The 17,419-nt window shown below is 43.1% G+C and carries 14 protein-coding genes; 6 read left to right on the top strand and 8 right to left on the bottom strand.

All coding sequences use genetic code 11. The features are described 5' to 3' along the window. Positions 1–386 precede the first annotated feature (386 nt). Together AB4493_RS20630 and AB4493_RS20625 are read right to left on the bottom strand one after the other, a co-directional pair. Entirely contained in the window at positions 387–1,244 is an 858-nt protein-coding gene (locus AB4493_RS20630) for a curlin (protein ID WP_136974804.1), read from the bottom strand. Positions 1,245–1,329: 85 nt separating this feature from the next. Further along, positions 1,330–1,941 (bottom strand): hypothetical protein, encoded by a 612-nt coding sequence (locus AB4493_RS20625; RefSeq protein WP_017064156.1) that lies wholly within the window; start codon positions 1,939–1,941, stop codon positions 1,330–1,332. A 313-nt stretch (positions 1,942–2,254) separates the two neighbouring features. Here AB4493_RS20625 and AB4493_RS20620 point away from each other — a divergent pair, with 313 nt between their 5' ends. The 3 genes from AB4493_RS20620 to AB4493_RS20610 are packed head-to-tail and all read left to right on the top strand — an operon-like array spanning position 2,255 to position 4,005. Further along, positions 2,255–2,731 (top strand): curli production assembly/transport protein CsgE, encoded by a 477-nt coding sequence (locus AB4493_RS20620; protein WP_017066860.1) that lies wholly within the window; start codon positions 2,255–2,257, stop codon positions 2,729–2,731. Between the two features lie 10 nt (positions 2,732–2,741). After that, complete coding sequence (locus AB4493_RS20615) at positions 2,742–3,152, top strand: curli assembly protein CsgF (protein WP_372155729.1); 411 nt, start codon at positions 2,742–2,744, stop codon at positions 3,150–3,152. A gap of 16 nt (positions 3,153–3,168) precedes the next feature. Continuing rightward, the gene (locus AB4493_RS20610; RefSeq protein WP_102428681.1) at positions 3,169–4,005 is read left to right on the top strand and encodes a CsgG/HfaB family protein; all 837 of its coding nucleotides are present in this window, start codon (positions 3,169–3,171) and stop codon (positions 4,003–4,005) included. 84 nt (positions 4,006–4,089) lie between these two features. Here AB4493_RS20610 and AB4493_RS20605 read toward each other — a convergent pair whose 3' ends face one another. Further along, positions 4,090–4,512: a hypothetical protein gene (locus AB4493_RS20605; protein ID WP_017060540.1), complete on the bottom strand. Its 423-nt coding sequence runs from the start codon at positions 4,510–4,512 to the stop codon at positions 4,090–4,092. A gap of 131 nt (positions 4,513–4,643) precedes the next feature. Next, positions 4,644–5,522 carry a TraB/GumN family protein gene (locus AB4493_RS20600; protein ID WP_137002132.1) on the bottom strand — a complete coding sequence of 293 codons (879 nt, stop codon included), beginning with the start codon at positions 5,520–5,522 and terminating at the stop codon, positions 4,644–4,646. 404 nt (positions 5,523–5,926) lie between these two features. Here AB4493_RS20600 and AB4493_RS20595 point away from each other — a divergent pair, with 404 nt between their 5' ends. Then, positions 5,927–8,578 carry a beta-N-acetylhexosaminidase gene (locus AB4493_RS20595; protein WP_372155728.1) on the top strand — a complete coding sequence of 884 codons (2,652 nt, stop codon included), beginning with the start codon at positions 5,927–5,929 and terminating at the stop codon, positions 8,576–8,578. 536 nt (positions 8,579–9,114) lie between these two features. Then, positions 9,115–9,807, top strand: coding sequence for an oligogalacturonate-specific porin KdgM family protein (locus AB4493_RS20590; protein ID WP_017060537.1), 693 nt, complete (start codon positions 9,115–9,117; stop codon positions 9,805–9,807). 262 nt (positions 9,808–10,069) lie between these two features. Here the strand turns inward: AB4493_RS20590 and AB4493_RS20585 are convergent, their stop codons facing one another. Continuing rightward, positions 10,070–10,510: a DUF411 domain-containing protein gene (locus tag AB4493_RS20585; protein ID WP_017060536.1), complete on the bottom strand. Its 441-nt coding sequence runs from the start codon at positions 10,508–10,510 to the stop codon at positions 10,070–10,072. Beyond that, positions 10,500–13,304: a copper-translocating P-type ATPase gene (locus AB4493_RS20580; RefSeq protein ID WP_372155726.1), complete on the bottom strand. Its 2,805-nt coding sequence runs from the start codon at positions 13,302–13,304 to the stop codon at positions 10,500–10,502. The genes AB4493_RS20585 and AB4493_RS20580 overlap by 11 nt, the downstream gene beginning before the upstream one ends. Positions 13,305–13,604: 300 nt before the next feature. Between AB4493_RS20580 and gltX the strand changes: the two genes are divergently transcribed. After that, entirely contained in the window at positions 13,605–15,032 is a 1,428-nt protein-coding gene (gene gltX / locus AB4493_RS20575) for a glutamate--tRNA ligase (RefSeq protein WP_372155725.1), read from the top strand. A 125-nt stretch (positions 15,033–15,157) separates the two neighbouring features. On the opposite strand, the gene AB4493_RS20570 is transcribed toward gltX, so the two are convergent. Together AB4493_RS20570 and AB4493_RS20565 are read right to left on the bottom strand one after the other, a co-directional pair. Continuing rightward, positions 15,158–15,697, bottom strand: coding sequence for an isochorismatase family cysteine hydrolase (locus AB4493_RS20570; RefSeq protein ID WP_017060533.1), 540 nt, complete (start codon positions 15,695–15,697; stop codon positions 15,158–15,160). A gap of 40 nt (positions 15,698–15,737) precedes the next feature. After that, positions 15,738–17,135: an FUSC family protein gene (locus tag AB4493_RS20565; RefSeq protein ID WP_017060532.1), complete on the bottom strand. Its 1,398-nt coding sequence runs from the start codon at positions 17,133–17,135 to the stop codon at positions 15,738–15,740. Positions 17,136–17,419 lie beyond the last annotated feature (284 nt).

The raw sequence follows: 17,419 nt of genomic DNA, 5'->3' as shown, positions 1-17,419 counted from the left end.
ATTAATTTAATAGTATTGTCGAAGGTAAAATAATACTTAAGTAGAAAGAGGGAATTACCGAGATTTATGGTTTTAATTTATTGATTGTACAGTCTTTATGAATTTTCCAGATCCCCTTGTTTGGGTGAAGTTTTATAGTGGCAGGAAACTGATTTATATTAATAATCAACGTTGTAATACCACTATTCGTATTCTGGTTGAAATTAGAGTTGGTGTTCGTACTCAACGTTAATGAAGATGCCACACTGTTATTTATGGTCAGAATAAGACTTTTATTTTTTATCAGGCACTGTACTGAATTTAAATCAGAAGAAAATCCATTAAAATGGAAAGAAATAAATAAAACGGCGATCAACGCCGTTTTAATATATGCACTCTTTATCATATTAATTCTGATAAATTATACCGACATTACCATTTGCGCCATTACCTGAAACGAGAGCAGTATCATAAGAGGTTTGTTCAATCATAAATTGGTTTGAACTGCTGTTTGTTAAGCTAACAATGGCATCTGAATGAGATCCTGTTTGTAACGTGAATACTCGGTTATCGCTACTGCTCACGAGATCGATATCGACATAGTTATCGTCGCCACCACCAACATCGGTGTTGACTATCGTTTGAACATAGTTATTATCGCCGCTGATATCGATGTCTACATCATTATTATCAACACTCGCGTTACTAAACTCGGTATAGGTTGTATTGGAGTTACCAGAGACATTCACATCAGCTTCATTGTAGTCAGCACCACCTAGAGCATTGACGACAGAGATGTTCTCGTTACCCACTTGTGTAACTCGTAAATCATTGCTTCGACCATAAGGTTGAACTGTAATTTGGGCTTGGTTACTAACACCATCTTGATCAACCCAGGCGTTGTTGTTTACATAGCGTAACTTAACGTGAGCTTCATTGAGATTGCCATCTTGTTGAACCACTACGTCAGAGTTATAGCTAGCATGTGTGTCAACTAGTGCAACATGCCCATCAGTAACACCAGACGTGTTCTGGTTAATGGTGACATTGGCATTATCGCCACTACCCATTTGCCAAACGGCAGTATTATCCATCGCTAAAGGTTGAATACCGGCTACTGTCGATGATATGCCAAGATCGGTTGTTCCTTCTATTGTCCCCAACGCTGGCTCAGAGGCTGGAAAAGGAGCAGGTAAATTATCTGCGTATGCTGCATTAAAGCCCAGAATAGCACCGACTATAATTCCAATTTGTGTAACTTTCATAAGTTGTATCCTTATACATTTCCATGTCGACTATGTTGTTACTTCATCGAGAAGCAACGGTGAATCAAGCTTTCCATACTGCGCGCTAATTGGCTTGATTGATGTGAATTCTCATTGAGCTAGACGCTTTCACTAAAGCAAAGTCGTTGCCGTCTTGAGAAATTCCTAAATTACTTCTTCCAGAACCAACCAAATAAGCAGTATTGCCATTGCCTTTTTGGTCAATGCTCAGCTGACTACTCTGTCTTGAGAAGTTAGCTTGTCCGATAACTGCTAAATTGTTATTCCCGTCTTGGGAAATAAGCGCTTCAGAATTTACTCCGAGTTGCCCAATTGCGGCATCGTTATTTGAACCATTCTGGTCTATTAAGGCGGTATTATTGCGCCCTGTTTGACCAATGTATGCGGAGTTAGAACTTCCGCTTTGCGTTATCTTCGCTCTGTTGTTCGCGGTAATACCAGGACTGCGTTGCTTTATTATTGCTATTGAATCAGTAGCATTAGATATATTTAATTCTGAATAATTATCTAAATCTCCAGAAGAGAAGCTTTCTAAATAATTATAATCATTGACTATATCTTGATTAACATTATGTAAAAAATCCCCTTCTATATCTGACGCGATAGCATTATTAAAACCTCCTGATAAAAAATATAAACAAGTTAAGCTGATAAGTGATGCTTTCCCAATTACCATCATCTTTACCTTAAAGTGTTCGTGATTATGATCCCTACGAAAATAAACTGCGTAGGGAATGAGTGAACCTTTGTCTTATCGAAATCCTAGGCCTTGAATTTACGAACAGCTATAAACTTAAAGTTGAAAATATTTGGTTGTTCATATGAAATTTAATTAGTATTTGACCGAATCCTACCAACCTTAGTTAATCAATTCCCTTCAGTAATTAATTCGAAAGTTTATATATGCCACTGTAAGCATGAATTACGCTTTATTCAGTTTCAACGAATCACATTCTCATTTTGTAAATAGACTTTGAATGGGAGCACATATGAAAATCAAGCTGCTTACAATAACTCTGCTTTCCTTTGCTCTTCATGCAGAAGAAAAGAGTCATGGTCTTGAAAATGCTGCTCCTTTAGAAAATGGACAAAAACTTGAGGACTCGACAAATAATCTTAAGGAAAAATTCAATGACTTCAGTGAAGTCGATGGAATCATTGTGGACAGAACCATTACGCGGTTGGGAGAGGATTTCTATTTTTTCTTCTCGCAATCGCTCAATGATAGTTATCCCGACCTTAAGGAAAATTTGACGGTAAAAGAAAGGCCAACGGCGTTATCAGGAAGCATCATAGAGGTTCAACACTCTAGAAAACCGATCTTCCGTACGGCGTTGTCCCCTGGTCGTAGACAAGCGAAAGAACGAGCTGCCGATGCCACTCGAGTTGTAGGGAATTACATTATCAGATGGCAAGCAGAGAGACTCTTTCAGGACACTTACGATCTAGACCATGATGAATTTTAAGGAGCCAAGGATGTCGATATTTTTCAGAAAGGCCGCGCTCATTGCGCTGATAGTTTCGCCTTCGGTTTACTCAAGCGAATTAGTTTATACGCCCGTAAATCCAAGTTTTGGCGGAAACGCTTTAAACAGTTCTCACCTTTTTAATCACGCTAATGCTATCAATGATTATGAAGACCCAAGTGCAAGGGATATCTTTGATGAGCAAGAATCAGCCTTAGATCGTTTAGCGTCTAGTTTAGAGTCTCGTTTGATAAGCCAGTTGCTTGCTGATGTAGGTAACGGAAATACAGGGCAGTTAGAAACAGATGACTTTTTCCTCAATATTGTTGACGACTCCGGGACCTTATTCGTTCAAATCGTCGATAAAGAGACTGGGGAATCGACAGAAATCAGTGTCTCTGGATTAAACCCCGACCTCTAATCACAAGGATTGTGTTATGAAATCGATCATTATCGTCTTCTTGACCTTTGTGTTGGGAGGGTGCACTTACTCTATGCAAATTCCAGAGACTTCTGAAACGCCAAAGTTGATGCCGAGAGGATCGACTTATACGGACCTGATCTCATTACCTCAGCCTCGCGGTAAAATACTTGTTTCGGTTTATGATTTTAGAGATCAAACGGGACAGTATAAACCTCAGCCAAACAGTAACTTTTCGACAGCGGTACCACAGGGTGGAACGTCTTTACTGACCACGGCATTGATAGATTCCCAGTGGTTTGTTCCTCTAGAGCGTGAAGGGCTCCAGAACTTGTTGACGGAACGTAAGATCATTCGTGCTGCTCAGAAAAAAGACAAGGTAGTGAACAATCACGGAGCCGACTTAACATCGTTGAGCTCTGCGAATATCGTTATTGAAGGCGGTATTGTTGCTTATGACTCTAATATTGTTACAGGTGGGGCTGGTGCGAAGTATCTTGGCATTGGTGGCTCAGGGCAGTATAGAACCGATCAAGTGACAGTTAACTTAAGAGCCGTTGATGTAAGAACAGGGCAAGTTCTGTTGAGTGTGACTACGACAAAAACCATTTCATCACATGAGATAGGATTCGGCGCATTCAGGTTTGTTGACTACAAAGAACTATTAGAAGTTGAAATGGGCTACAGCCAAAATGAACCCGTTAATATCGCTGTGATGTCAGCGATTGATGCTGCGGTAATACATCTTATTGTAAAAGGCATGAAGCGTGGAATGTGGTCGCCGGGCGATCCTAATGCACTACAAAATCCAATTATTGCTCGTTATTCCGAAGAGAGCGCCGACATATTGTAAGCAACCGAGTAAGCAGCAAAATAGGGCTATGCGGAAAACGGACCTTTCCCTTAGCCCTGTTTTTTTCTTCAAGCAACTCAATGATCAATTCACATCGCACGTAATATCTTTTATCGGTGTTTCCGAGGTAACAAAACAAACATACGCTTCCGCTGGCTTATTCGGGCCTATTCGAATGTAACCTGCCTTTACTTCATCTTCATCAAACGTCACCGAGTGAGAACTTCCCGTTTGGTTGTCGTAAAAGTTTGCTTCAAAATTGTTGTTCATTTGGCTTGCGATACGGTTTCGTGTTGTAGATGTTGTGAACGTAATATTGGCGCAGCGCATCGGTGGTTTCTCTGTAATGAGAAATTGCCCACTTTCTTTATCTATCACGCCCCCCTTTGTATCTGGCTGAATGTCGATAGCTTGAAATTGTTCTACCGTACAAGTTTCTTTGGCTGAGGCTATTGAGGGCATCAGCATCGTGAGGGCTAAAGGGAAAGCAAAAAGTACTGGTTTCATTAGAACAACGCCATAGGTAAAAAGAGCGAAAGATAATAGCACTGCAATGGTGCTATTAAATGTAAAGATTCTGTTATTAAGGAAATGCTTTTATAACGAAAACAAAATGAGGTTGAGCATCGTTAGCTTTTTTAGCTAGTCTCAAATTGACATTGGGCTGATTGGCTTTGTGATTGCTGAATGACACTGAAGCCTTTCTTTTCTAATAACTGTATAAGGTTACCTTCTCCAATTAGGTGCAAGGTACCAACTACTATCATGTAGTTCCCTTTAGTCTTAAGCTTCCAATCATTGGAGGATAGTTTGTTTGCCCAGTCTATGTTGCGATCGGTTAAGAATGCTTTCTCAAGTTCAGGCGACATCTCTGACAGTTCTGAGAAGGCTTCCAGCTTCGCTAAATCACCCGCTTTCCAGCTTTCAATCAGGCAATGAACCACGCGATCAGTTTGGTCAAATTCTTCAAGGCTACTGACTAACCACTCTTTACCGTCGTCCTTTTGTTTTGTCATTAGGTCTATTTGGAATTGCAGAGGCTCCAAACTGATAACCGGAACATCTTGGGTAGTCGCTTTGTTCGCTAGCGTCGCATCAACGCCGCTGGCGGAGCCATAACCAAGGTTTTTTAACTGCTGCATTTGTATGGAGAGAGAAGTTGCCCAAGGCGGTGAACTAAGCAGCTGTTGCGTCGGCATGCCCAATGATTTTGAGATGTCGGTTAATAATTGCAGCTGTTGTTCATTGAGTACATCGGCAGTTGTGAGTTTGTTGTGGGGATATACAACGCCATCAGACTTTCTGATATCCGTTTCGATAATTAAGCCATCACTGTTTTTTAGCGCGTCGGTGATCGCCGAAGGAAGGGGGTACATACTCTCGTCTCCAACGTGCACTGAACCTAAGATAGTGAGTGTCAGATCATCCTTTTGTGCTTGCCAATAAAGGGGCTCGGCGACCGCTTGCCTAGCTGAAAAAGCGAGAACGAATAAAACCATGTACCAGAGTGGACGCAAAGGGAGCTCCTTAAGGAAGTATTAAACTCGTTAAAATCGATTTTGACGGTGTTTTTTAACGGTTTTTTTTGAGAACAATGTCACGTTGTTTGTACGAAAAGTATAATAATACGCTGAAACTCTAAATCCTTTCTGACTACCAATGACACGATTTTATGAAATCGGTAAAAAAGATTGTGATTCATTTCTCAAATTTTACGTCAAAATTAAAATGACGGAAGTGCCGTTGCTTGTAACTTGATGATTTTATTTAAATTAAATTTATAAAAATTTTTGAGATTTGAAGCCGATCACTTTATTAGCTCGATTTAATTCACGGTAAAAAATAAGCCCATATAGTTTATCTAACTTTCGAAGCGCTCCATTTTGCTTCTTACTCAATTTTTAATTTATGGGTGAATACGATGTTGAAGAGAAACTTACTATCTGTAGCGGTATTGGCTGGCCTAACAGGTTGTGCAGTAACGCAAGCACCAGAACAAAAAGTAGTGAATGCACTGGCTGATAATCTTGATGTTCAGTACGAAATTCTAACTAATCATGGTGCGAATGAAGGCTTGGCTTGTCAGGACCTAGGTGCTGAATGGGCGTCATGTAATAAAGTGAACATGACGCTAACCAATGACGGTGAAGCGATTGACTCTAAAGATTGGAGCATCTACTTCCACAGTATTCGTCTTATTTTAGATGTTGATAATGAGCAATTTAAGATCACTCGCGTTACTGGTGACCTTCACAAGCTAGAACCTACTGAAAAATTTGACGGCTTTGCGGCTGGTGAAGAAGTGGTTCTTCCGTTAACGAGTGAATACTGGCAACTGTTTGAAACTGACTTTATGCCAGGTGCATTCGTGACGGCGCCAAACGCAGAACCTAAGATGATTGCATCATTGAATACAGAAGATGTTGCATCGTTCGTAACTGGTCTAGAGGGTAATAACCTTAAGCGTACGCCTGATGATAATAACGTAATGGCGACAGCGGTGACGCGTTTTGAAAAGAATGCTGATCTAGCAACGCAAGACGTATCAACTACTTTACTACCAACGCCAATGTCGGTAGAAGCCGGTGAAGGTTCAGTTAGCATTGCTGGTGGTATTGCCCTACCTAAAGACGCATTCGACGCTGAGCAATTCGCAGCAATTGAAGAACGTGCAGATGTGGTAAACGTAGATGTGAGTGGCGACCTACCTGTGAGTGTCGCTGTTGTTCCTACTCAGTTTACGGGTGATTTAGCGAAATCTGGCGCTTATGAACTAAGCATCTCGGAAGAGGGGATTGCAATTAAAGCGTTTGATAAAACGGGTGCTTTCTACGCAGTTCAGTCTATTTTTGGCCTAATAGATAGTCAGAACGCTGAATCATTACCACAACTGTCAATTAAAGATGCGCCGCGCTTTGATTATCGTGGTGTGATGGTGGACGTTGCTCGAAACTTCCACTCAAAAGATGCCATCCTAGCAACGCTAGATCAAATGGCGGCATACAAGATGAATAAACTGCACCTTCACCTAACGGATGATGAAGGTTGGCGTTTAGAAATTCCAGGTTTACCAGAGCTAACGGATGTAGGGTCTAATCGTTGTTTTGATTTGGATGAACAAAGCTGCTTACTGCCTCAGCTAGGTTCTGGTCCAACAACAGACAACTTTGGCTCTGGTTTCTTTAGTAAAGCGGATTACGTCGAGATCCTAAGCTACGCTAAAGCGCGCAGCATCGAAGTTATCCCTGAAATTGATATGCCAGCACACGCTCGTTCAGCTGTGGTATCAATGGAAGCGCGTTACACTCGTCTCATGGCGGAAGGCAAAGAAGCAGAAGCGAACGAATACCGCTTGATGGATCCGCAAGATACATCGAATGTAACCACGGTTCAGTTCTACGATAAGCAAAGCTTCATTAACCCATGTATGGAGTCATCAACTCACTTCGTCGATAAAGTAATCTCTGAAGTGGCGACAATGCACCAAGAAGCGGGCGTACCGCTAACGACTTGGCACTTTGGTGGCGATGAAGCGAAAAACATTAAGTTAGGCGCTGGCTTACAAGATATTAATGCAGAAGACAAAGTGGCATGGAAAGGTAACATTGATTTATCTAAGCAAGATAAGCCGTTCCAACAATCTCCACAATGTCAGAAATTAATTGCTGACGGTACAGTAAGCGATTTCGGTCACCTGCCAAGCCACTTTGCAGAAGAGGTGTCTAAGATTGTTGCTGAGAAGGGTATTCCACACTTCCAAGCGTGGCAAGATGGCCTGAAATACAGCGAAGGTGAAGAAGCATTTGCAACAGAAAGTACGCGCGTTAACTTCTGGGATGTTCTTTACTGGGGCGGCACTTCATCAGTTTACGACTGGTCTGCGAAAGGTTATGACGTAATTGTTTCTAACCCAGACTACGTATACATGGATATGCCATACGAAGTAGACGCAGCAGAACGTGGTTACTACTGGGCAACACGTGCAACCGATACTCGTAAGATGTTTGGCTTTGCGCCAGAGAACATGCCACAAAACGCAGAAACATCTCTAGACCGTGACGGCAATGGCTTCAGTGGTAAAGGTGAGGTTGAAGCGAAACCTTTCTACGGTCTGTCAGCTCAACTTTGGTCAGAAACAGTACGTACTGACGAGCAATATGAATACATGGTGTTCCCTCGCGTATTGGCAGCAGCAGAGCGCGCATGGCACCGAGCAGATTGGGAAAACGACTACAAGGTTGGTGTTGAATACTCTCAAGAAACTAACTTAGTGAATAAGCAAGCGTTGAACAGCGACTTTAATCGCTTCGCGAATATTCTTGGTCAACGTGAGCTAGCTAAGCTAGAAAAAGCGGGTATTGATTACCGACTACCAGTTCCAGGTGCAAAAGTGGTTGATGGCAAGCTTGCAATGAACGTTCAATTCCCAGGCGTAGAGCTTCAATACTCAGCTGATGGTGAAAACTGGCTAACGTATGATGAGCAACAACGTCCATCGGTTTCTGGCGAAACTTACATCCGCTCTATCTCTGAAAGTGGCGAGAAAGTAAGTCGAGTGACTTCGGTAAAATAATCGATAAGCAACATTAATAGAAAAGCTCCCTAGCTATTGTCTTATTTAGATAAAAGTGGGAGCTTTTTTTTCGTCCAAACTAAGTTAGGCACTTCTCTTAAGCTGAAACATATAGAAATACTCTTTGTTTATATCGTCAACAATGCACATAAGGTGAGTTCCATCGCAAAAGTGACGCGCTTCTCATTATTCTCTTCAAAAAATAAGTCCTCCATAAAAAACTCTAAATCAAGTGTGATTGAACTAACTCATTCTAATTTCGCGACGTGAAATAATGTGATCTGGATCTGTGTGTTTTTTTGTCTTGAGTTTTTTATCAATTTTTATATTTTTAAGAGATTGATTTTAAAGTATTAAATAACTTTTTCTTTTTTGACAGTGAGAGAGATCACTCTGCCCAGTCTTTTATTTTTAAACGCGAATTAATTCGAGCAACATAGATTTCATGCCAGGGAGGCTACCAACTACTCAAGCGGTGAAGGTGAATGATGTACCGAAGATGTGCCGCTGAAAAAATTAAACTAAGGCAGTTTACTATGAAAAAAATTATCGCTCTAAGTGCTCTTTCTCTTGCTTTCGCTTCTAGTGCTTTTGCTGGTTCTTCTTACGTAACGGGTAACATCCAAATTCATGACGATGGCCGTATCCACGGTTCTGACATGACTTCTACGCTAGAAGCTGGTCACACGTTTGACAACTCTCTAGGCGGTTTCACGGTTTATTCTGAGTTTGATGGTATCCAACTGGGCAAACTTGAATCTGAAAATGGCGGCGCAGGTAATACTACTCCAGGCATCACTGTAGGTGGTGAGCAAGCTTTCAACATCACTGACAACCTATGGGTTGCTGCGGGTTACCAACACCTATTCTCTGCAGGCGAGAGCATTCAGTTCCGTCCATTAGTTAAGATCGGTTACAACTTCGATAACGGCATCTCTATTAGCAACCGTACTCGTGCACACATCGACGACACTTCTAACGATGATAAAACTGACTACCGCATGGATAACCGCATTGCTTACACAGTGAATGCTGACCTAGCGCTTAGCTACAACAACGTATACATGATCGAAGCTGAAGCAATGGACCACGAGTTACGTGCAACATGGACTCGTCAAGGCGTTCAACCTTACTTTGAGTTCCGCAGCCAAGCTAACGGTGTAGATTTCGCAAACGGCGATTCTAAGCAAAACAACGCTTTCGTATTCGGTGCTTCTTACGGCTTCTAAGCTGATTCACTTGGCTGCTTAGTCGATTAGATTATTGGCCGAGTGAGCTTCTTTGTTAAATAGCTTTGTTGTTGAATAACTTCTTAGCTAATTAGCGAGAGGAACATAGCGGTACTAACAGCCCGGTTGGTGCCGCGACAAGTTTTGCTTTACTGTCCAAAAGCAAAGAGCCTAGCAAGTAAACCACAGTCTTGGGTTTACTGAATGCTAGGCTCTATTTTTATGACTTCTTTTTATTGCTGTGTGTTGGTCTGTTTAGGTTCTATTTTCCGTTGTAGTGACGGTATTCAAACACCTGACCTTTTTCATTAAACGCATACACAGAATACTCGTCTTTCTTATCGCCATACTCCATGCCTGGAGAACCCATTGGCATGCCCGGAACCGCTAAACCAATCGCATTACGTGGCGGGTTTTCTAGAAAGGCTTTAATGTCATCTGCTGGAATGTGTCCTTCAAATACGTAACCGTCGATCTCTGCAGTGTGGCAAGAGGCTAGCTCTTGTGTAACCCCAAGCTTCTGTTTGATTGGGTTCATATCATCGTGGAGCTTCTCAGTAACATCGAACCCAGCATCTCGCATATGTTCAGTCCATTCTGTGCAGCAGCCGCAGTATGGAGATTTGTGGTTTAGCACATCAGTAGCCAAAGCCTGTCCTGAGATTGCAGCGAGTGCAGTAAGAGTCATAATTTTACGAATCATGGTTAACCTCATGAATATGGTTTTTATTAATATTAGAATGAGTTGGTTTGAACAATCTCAGCCTGTTGGCATTGCTTACTACCGTAATTGACGACATCGCCATCGCTGCCCCTGCAACTACTGGACTAAGCAGAAATCCAAAAAATGGGTAAAGCACACCGGCCGCGATAGGAATACCAAGCGAGTTGTAGATGAAGGCACCAAACAGGTTTTGCTTCATGTTTCTCACAGTCGCTTGAGATAGCTCGATCGCGTTGCTTACTGATAATGGCGATGAGTTGAGTAGCGTCATTTGCGCACTTTCAATCGCGACATCACTGCCACTGCCCATTGCTATGCCTATATCTGCTTGAGCAAGAGCGGGTGCATCGTTAATACCGTCTCCGACCATCGCAACACTCTTATATTGCTGTTGAAGCTGAACAATATGTTGAGCTTTCTGCTCTGGAAGCACTTCCGAGATAACCTCGTCGATACCGACGCTTTTACCTATTGCTTGAGCCACAGAGTCGTTGTCGCCTGTTAATAGCACAGTGTGAATTCCGGCGGATTTTAGTTGAGCTATCGCCTGTTTGCTATCTATTTTTAACGCGTCTGAAATGCCCAATATGCCTTCCAGTTTTTGGTCAATCACTATGAAAATAGGTGTCCACGCTTGCGAGCGGCAAAGCTCGATGAAATCCGCGCCAACCTCTGTATTGATACCTAATTGGGTGAGGTACTTAAGCGAGCCAACTTGCACTTTCTTGCCGTTAATTGTTGCTTGAACCCCAAGCCCTCGTTGGTTTTCAAATTCGCTGTGTGGGAGTACTGAAACTTCCAAGCTCTCTGCATATTGGCAAACGGCTTTGGCAAGTGGGTGCTCAGATCCTACTTCTACTGAATAAGCACAAGCCAGTAATTCTTGTTCTGATAAATCGCCATAAAAGGCTTGCTGAACGGTTGGCTTACCTTGGGTTAGGGTGCCTGTTTTATCAAACACGACAGCATCAATTTTGCTTGCAGATTGCAACACATCGGCATCTTTGATCAGAACGCCAAACTCAGCGGCTTTGCCAACGCCGACAGTAATTGAAAGTGGTGTCGCAAGGCCTAAGGCACATGGACAAGCGATGATCAGCACTGTCGTTGATACCACTAACATGTAACTGGCGCTTGGTTGTGGGCCAACAAAAAACCAAACTAAGGCGGCAGCAACTGCGATTGCGACCACAACCGGAACAAAAACGGCTGAGATAGAATCGGCAAGCTTGGCGATTGCTGGTTTACTGCTTTGCGCTTGGCGAACCATTTGAATGATCCGAGCCAGCATGGTGCTTGATCCAATCCCAGTCGCTTCAATAATTAAACTACCATCCCCATTAATAGTGCCCGCAGAAACGCCATCATTTATTGTTTTGACGTTGGGCAGTGGTTCACCGGTCAGCATCGACTCATCGATATAAGATTCACCTGAGACTACGACACCATCAACCGGTACTTTTTCTCCGGGTTTTACTCGTACCTGCATGCCTACCTGAATCGCTTCTACTGCGATGGTTTGTTCTTTGCCATCGACAATAACCACCGCTTTTTGAGGCTGTAAGTTAATCAATGCCTGTAAAGATTTTGTGGTACGCGCTTTGGCTTTGGCTTCGATGTAATGACCCAAAGAAATTAAGCCAACGATCATTGCGCTTGCTTCAAAGTAGACATGGCGAGATGGTTCTGGAAACCATGATGGAATCAGCACAACCAACATTGAATAGAACCATGCTGCGCCTGTACCTAGAGCGACTAAGGTATCCATGGTCGCGCGCTTATACATGAGAGACTGCCAAGCATTCGTGAAGAAGCTACGACCTGAGGTAGCAAGCAGTATCAAACAAACGACACCAACCAAGCCCCAAGCCAGTTGATCGTTAAATGTGGCAATGGTCATGCTGCCGCCGAACACGCCCCATGCCATTAGCGGTGCCCCAAGCAGTAGCGCACTCACTGAATTTTTTAGGAAGGCCTGTTGAGTGCGAAGTTGTTGCTCTTGCTGTTTTTGTTGTTGTGTTGCCGCATCATCAACAAACTCGGCGCCATACCCCGCAGCTTTGACTGATTCGATGAGCTTGTTTTCAATGAGATCACGTGTTTTGGAGGTGAAAACCAAGGCAGTTTGTTCGGCAAGGTTGATCTGAGCTTGGTCGACAAACTCATTCTTTTTCAGTGCTTTCTCTACCGAAGAGACACAACTCGCACAAGTCATCCCCTCAAGAACAAGGTGATAGGTATATTGGCTAGCTGCGGTTTTATCTTCACTCTTTTTATCTGCTTGTTCGTCTTCTAAATCTGAACTCGATGAAAGGTCATTCGTTTCTGAGTAGGGAGCTGCGTGGTAACCCAGGCTTTCGACCAGCTTAATCACCTCAGACTCAGAAAGCAGAGTAACCAGTGATAATTCCTGTTTGCTGACTTCTAGGTTTAAGGCTTGCTCAGTTTGTTCAAGCGCTTTAGTCAGTTTGCTCACACACTTGCCGCAACTCAGACCGGATAGCGAAAGGTGCAGCTGATTACCCATAGAATAGCCAAGCGTTGCTAACTGTTCGTTGAGCTGAATGTAACTAAATGGAGTCGAAATATCGATGTAGGTCGGCGATATGTCATTAATCATCGTGCTGTCGAGATCGCTAAACAGTGTGCGAACTTTCTTCGCGCAACCCATGCAATTTAGGCCGTTGAGCGCCGTTGTGTAGTAGTTCATATCGATACTCCAATTCTCATCTACGCCTAACATAAACCTTCCCGTAAGGGTAAGGTCAAACATAAATTCAAGAATTTGATCTTGGTGGAGTGCTAGCTGGTGGTTTCAGTTTGGAATGGAAGAGGGAAATTAAGAATGTGCGGCTATAATCTACTTGCTAAGACTATCTATTTACGACTTTAAGGGCGTAATTGGCCTTTCAATAACGGCTTTCGTACAACAACAGCGCATTAATCATTCACTACTGATTGTAGATTTAAGCGGTGGTGATAAAATAGCGCCCAAAATTTAGTGATATTTTTCTGTTACAGGCTTTGTAATGGCGAGCACTAAAAGAATCACCTACATAATCAAGGTATTTAAATGACGGTTAAAACTCGTTTTGCTCCTAGCCCAACTGGCTATCTTCACGTTGGTGGTGCACGTACTGCACTTTACTCTTGGCTATTCGCTAAAAACCAAGGCGGTGAATTCGTTCTACGTATCGAAGACACAGACCTTGAGCGTAACTCTCAAGAAGCGGTTGATGCAATTCTAGAAGGCATGCAATGGATGGGTATGGAATGGGATGAAGGTCCTTACTACCAATCTAAGCGTTTTGACCGTTACAACGAAATGGTTGATAAGCTACTTGCTGAAGACAAAGCATTCAAATGCTACGCGTCTAAAGAGCTGCTTGATGAAATTCGTGCAGAGCAAGAAGAAAACAAAGAAATGGCTCGCTACGATGCTAACCACCCTAAAATTGTTGCAGCAAACGAAGCAGCAAAAGAAGGCGATGCGTGCGTTATCCGTTTCCGTAACCCTAAAGAAGGCAGCGTAGTATTTGATGACCAAATCCGTGGTCGCATTGAAATCGCAAACAGCCAACTTGATGACCTGATCATTCGTCGTACAGACGGTGCACCAACTTACAACTTCGTAGTAGTAGTGGATGACTGGGACATGGGTATCACACACGTTGTTCGTGGTGAAGACCACATCAACAACACACCTCGTCAAATCAACATCTATGAAGCACTAGGCGCGCCAGTTCCAACGTTCGCTCACTGTGCAATGATTCTTGGTGATGACGGTGCGAAACTTTCTAAGCGTCACGGTGCTGTTTCTGTAATGCAATACCGCGATGAAGGTTACCTACCAAATGCATTAAACAACTATCTAGTTCGTTTAGGCTGGTCTCACGGTGACCAAGAGATCTTCTCTCAAGAAGAGATGATTGAATTCTTCAGCCTGAACGCTATCAGCAAGTCTGCTTCTGCATTCAACACTGATAAGCTACTTTGGTTGAACAACCACTACATCAAGACATCTGAGCCTGAGTACGTTGCAAAATACCTGCAATGGCACCTAGACGCACAGAAGATCGATACAACAAACGGTTCAGCTATCACTGAAGTGATCAAGCTAGTTGGCGAGCGTTGTAACACGCTTATCGAACTTGCTGAGCAATCTCGTTACTTCTACGAAGATTTCTCTGAGTTTGAAGCTGGCGCAGCGAAGAAGCACCTACGTGGTGTTGCTAAAGGCCCACTAGAGCTTGCGCTTGCTAAGGTTGAAGCGCTTGAAGATTTCACGACTGCAAACATCAAAGACGGTGTTATCGCAGCAGTATGTGAAGAGCTAGAGATCGGCATGGGTAAAATCGGTATGCCACTTCGCGTAGCAGTAACAGGCGGCGGTCAGTCTCCTTCTGTTGATGCTGTGATGGAGCTTGTTGGTAAAGAGCGCGTAATCGCTCGTATCAAGATGGCTCTTGAGTTCATCGCTGAGCGTGAAGCTAACGCTTAATCCTATTTCTCTTGTTTGAGATAGAATGTACTTGAGATAGAACGATCATCAGCCGACAGCTTAATTCGCTGTCGGCTTTTTATTGTTTAATGAAAATACGGTCAACGTATTTTAGGACGAGACAGTTATAGCAAGTCTTGAGCTTTTGCTAAAACACTGAGTTTTGGGAATATATTTTGGCAGCTGTGCTGGTGGTTCATCGGGTTCATATCTGCAATCGCATCTTCGACAATCACCACGTTATAACCCAGTTCAAATGCTTGTCTAGCCGTTGATTCGACCCCAATACTTGTTGCTACCCCGGTCAGATAAATATCCGTAATACCTTGCTCACAAAGCTGCTTCTGCAAATCTGTGTTGGTAAATGCACCCCAGGAATATTTGGTTAGATAGCGATAATTAGGGTTTAGGCGCAGGCTTTCGATGACCTCTCCCCATACGATCTTTGATGCGTCAGGCTGAGCCGCTTTATTTTGCAGTTCCGTTCGGCCTTGTGGACGACCGGCTACATTAACAATAATTACGGGTAAATCAGCATCATCAAATGCATCGCAGAGAGCAAGGCTATTCTCTATGATCGGTCGGGACACGGTTTCCGGTAATTGATCAACGATACCTTGTTGCAGGTCGATAACGACAAGCGCAGAGCATTTACTCATTTTCATTACTTTATGCCTTAGTGGTCTTTGTGTGAGGTTATAGTGGTTAACTTTTACGGTGTATTAAGCGGGTGTAAAAGCGGATGAAAGCCAGTGCAACCATCATATAAATGAGTAGGTTCAAAGGGGTAGTGACGTCATAAACAGGCACAAGTTGCGTTGCGCTCATGGTAATCATTACTAATAGGTTGCCCCCGAGAACTCGATAGACCATCCACTGATTACCAGCGAACAGGCGATACACCGTAAAGACATTAACAAAGTAAAATGCCATTAATTGCCATACTTCGGTCATCGAAGGTAACAGCAGAACATACTGAATGAGGAACAGTGACCCAAAGGCTAAGTAGCCAATGGTCCAGTGCTTTATCATTTGCCTAGGCATGTTGCTTAATATCAAGGCGCAAATGGCACTGTTAATGATGAACAGACTTCCCGATGATATTGGTAGATATATCCAGACTAGAATTGCTGAGATGAAGCTCATTGTGCCGACTAACGTATTGCTTAATCGTTGCTGGCTGTTGTCAAGTAATCGGGCAAATAAGCGCTTTTTCTTAAAGTTACCCTGGTAGAATTGTTTGACTGTCTCTGGAAAAGGGGGCTTGTAATCGACATTAACCGATGATGCTTCAATAAAAGCCATAGCCTGGTTAAGTATCGAAAAATCATTGTGATCAACCCCTTGATCATGGGCGTTTTGCAGTAACTGTTTGGCAACCCAGATTGCTTGAGTTTGCTGTTGATGCTTCCACTGCTTTCTGGCAGGCATACGGCCATGCAAATCGGGCAGGCGCATCAGATCGTTCAGCGCTTTGAAGGTCGGGCTTTCAATATTTAACTCGCAGCTCGTGTGTAACTGGAAACGCTGCGCTGAGTCATTGTAAGCGAGTGAATGAATGAGGGGAGACATCGCCTCTAAAACAACACTGACTTCGTTGTTAAAGCGTGTGTCATCATCCTCAGGCCAAACCACGCTATAGATGGTCGTATAGACCACGAAGCCAAGCAGGGTTTCTTGCAGCCTTAGTACCGCAATATTAAATGTAGCTACACCATCAAAGCTGCCAGATATCGCCAGCAGGATGCAGACAATAAATGCCGTAATGTAAGCATAGCCGATGACCGGATCGGAACCCATGTATATACAAATTGCGAGTAACAGTGCGATGTTTGCTAAAAAATAATATCGATCTTGCCCAAAAACAGCGATTAACCAAAGCCCGACAAACGCGCCACAAAGCGTCCCCAACAATCTGAGAATGCCTTTTTTCTTGCCAGCAGTAATAGTATCAGTGATGGCCAATATATTGACCACGATAGCCGCCCAGTAAGGCTTCTCAAGGTTAAAATACAACGCAAGGTAGATAGCTAAACAAAATGCTAGGGCAACCTTTATGGCATTCTTGGCTGGAGTGCTCAGTGACTTTATAATGAGTAGCATAGTGGGGTTTAGCGGCAGAGGGATCGAATACGAGGATATTGCCTGATCTTTTGGTCAGCCTAAACTCTAGTTTGAAGGCCTTGATCCATCAAATATAGCAACTCTATTGCATCGTTTAACATTCAGGGGAAGGGGGGCGATCAGTCACTCTACTTATACGATATTGTTCGATGCTGATAATGATCGATAGATCTTCTAATAGTTAATAGCGATAGAACATCAGGTTTATCGTTCTTCTAAGCTGGCTAGTTGTTCCGATTATTTTAGGTTCATCGCGGCTTTCC

This window comes from Vibrio sp. 10N.222.55.A1, from assembly GCF_041473835.1.
Taxonomy (GTDB): domain Bacteria; phylum Pseudomonadota; class Gammaproteobacteria; order Enterobacterales; family Vibrionaceae; genus Vibrio; species Vibrio crassostreae_C.
The sequence above is the reverse complement of the archived record's forward strand: the minus strand, read 5'-3'. Positions and strand labels throughout refer to the sequence as shown.

Bases quoted from the DNA above. Each gene is read 5' to 3' on its own strand.
- AB4493_RS20630 (WP_136974804.1), bottom strand. From the start codon at position 1,244: ATGAAAGTTACACAAATTGGAATTATAGTCGGTGCTATTCTGGGCTTT.
- AB4493_RS20625 (WP_017064156.1), bottom strand. From the start codon at position 1,941: ATGGTAATTGGGAAAGCATCACTTATCAGCTTAACTTGTTTATATTTT.
- AB4493_RS20620 (WP_017066860.1), top strand. From the start codon at position 2,255: ATGAAAATCAAGCTGCTTACAATAACTCTGCTTTCCTTTGCTCTTCAT.
- AB4493_RS20615 (WP_372155729.1), top strand. From the start codon at position 2,742: ATGTCGATATTTTTCAGAAAGGCCGCGCTCATTGCGCTGATAGTTTCG.
- AB4493_RS20610 (WP_102428681.1), top strand. From the start codon at position 3,169: ATGAAATCGATCATTATCGTCTTCTTGACCTTTGTGTTGGGAGGGTGC.
- AB4493_RS20605 (WP_017060540.1), bottom strand. From the start codon at position 4,512: ATGAAACCAGTACTTTTTGCTTTCCCTTTAGCCCTCACGATGCTGATG.
- AB4493_RS20595 (WP_372155728.1), top strand. From the start codon at position 5,927: ATGTTGAAGAGAAACTTACTATCTGTAGCGGTATTGGCTGGCCTAACA.
- AB4493_RS20590 (WP_017060537.1), top strand. From the start codon at position 9,115: ATGAAAAAAATTATCGCTCTAAGTGCTCTTTCTCTTGCTTTCGCTTCT.
- AB4493_RS20585 (WP_017060536.1), bottom strand. From the start codon at position 10,510: ATGATTCGTAAAATTATGACTCTTACTGCACTCGCTGCAATCTCAGGA.
- AB4493_RS20580 (WP_372155726.1), bottom strand. From the start codon at position 13,304: ATGTTTGACCTTACCCTTACGGGAAGGTTTATGTTAGGCGTAGATGAG.
- gltX (WP_372155725.1), top strand. From the start codon at position 13,605: ATGACGGTTAAAACTCGTTTTGCTCCTAGCCCAACTGGCTATCTTCAC.
- AB4493_RS20570 (WP_017060533.1), bottom strand. From the start codon at position 15,697: ATGAAAATGAGTAAATGCTCTGCGCTTGTCGTTATCGACCTGCAACAA.
- AB4493_RS20565 (WP_017060532.1), bottom strand. From the start codon at position 17,135: ATGCTACTCATTATAAAGTCACTGAGCACTCCAGCCAAGAATGCCATA.